The 1,031-nt window shown below is 52.9% G+C and carries 1 protein-coding gene; it reads right to left on the minus strand.

All coding sequences use genetic code 11. The features are described from left to right. A partial coding sequence (locus tag K787_RS0121580; RefSeq protein ID WP_022964861.1) for an IS1182 family transposase occupies positions 1-960 on the minus strand: 960 nt, incomplete at its 3' end. Between the last annotated feature and the right edge of the window lie 71 nt (positions 961-1,031).

Below are 1,031 nucleotides of genomic sequence, written 5' to 3' on the forward strand. Positions count from 1 at the left end.
TGGCTTGGGTACATAGGCGAGGATTTCCGCGTCGTGACAAGCCAGGATTTCCTCACTCTTAAAGTAGCCTCTGTCAGCTACCACCGACAGCTTTTCTGTCCCCATCGCCTCGCGGGCTTGCTTGGCCATAGGGCTGAGCTGATCGCGGTCTGACCCGACGTTGGTCACCTCATGAGCGACGATTAAATGGTGCTTGGTATCGACCGCTGTCTGCACGTTGTAGCCAACGATTCCTGTGCCGCGAGTCATCATGGAACGGGCGTCTGGATCCGTCAGTGATACCTGTTTGTCCGGTGATTCATTGAGCTGAGCTTCGATTGACTGAAGCTCCTTCATTTGCACCTTCAACTTGGCGATTCTTTCTTCCAGGCGCACGACATTGGCGTCAGAGACAGGACGATCCTGTTGATCGGCAGCGTCGAGCGAAATCAGGTACCGGCTAATACTCGCTTCTATTTCCTCCATCCGTCGCTTCAACTTGGCGCTGGTGAAATTGCGATCTCGGTTGTTGACCGCCTTGAATTTGCTGCCATCGATGGCGATCAGACTCTCGCCAAACAATCCCAATTGCTGGCACAGCAGAACGAACTGACGGCAGACGCCACGGATAGCCTTACCGTTGTCCTTTCGAAAATTAGCGATAGTCTTGAAATCAGGCATCAAACGTCCGGTCAGCCACATCAACTCCACGTTGCGCTGTGCTTCCCGCTCAAGACGCCGGCTGGATTGAATCCGGTTGAGGTAACCGTAGATGTAGATCTTCAGCAGGATCGAGGGATGATAAGCAGGCCGACCAGTATCAGCGGGGATGGCACTTTCAAAACCCAACTTCACTAGGTCGAGTTCGTCGACAAAGACATCGACCACTCGCACAGGATTGGTATCGTTGACGTAATCGTCGAGGCTCTCGGGCAGTAAGGTGCTTTGGCCTCGATGCTCACCTTGAATGAAGCGCTTCATGGTCGATCCTTGCGATGAAATCCCGAGAAATCATAGCAAGGTTTTGAGACAGCGTTTTTACACACTCTGGG

This window comes from Halopseudomonas pelagia CL-AP6 (assembly GCF_000410875.1).
GTDB lineage: Bacteria > Pseudomonadota > Gammaproteobacteria > Pseudomonadales > Pseudomonadaceae > Halopseudomonas > Halopseudomonas pelagia.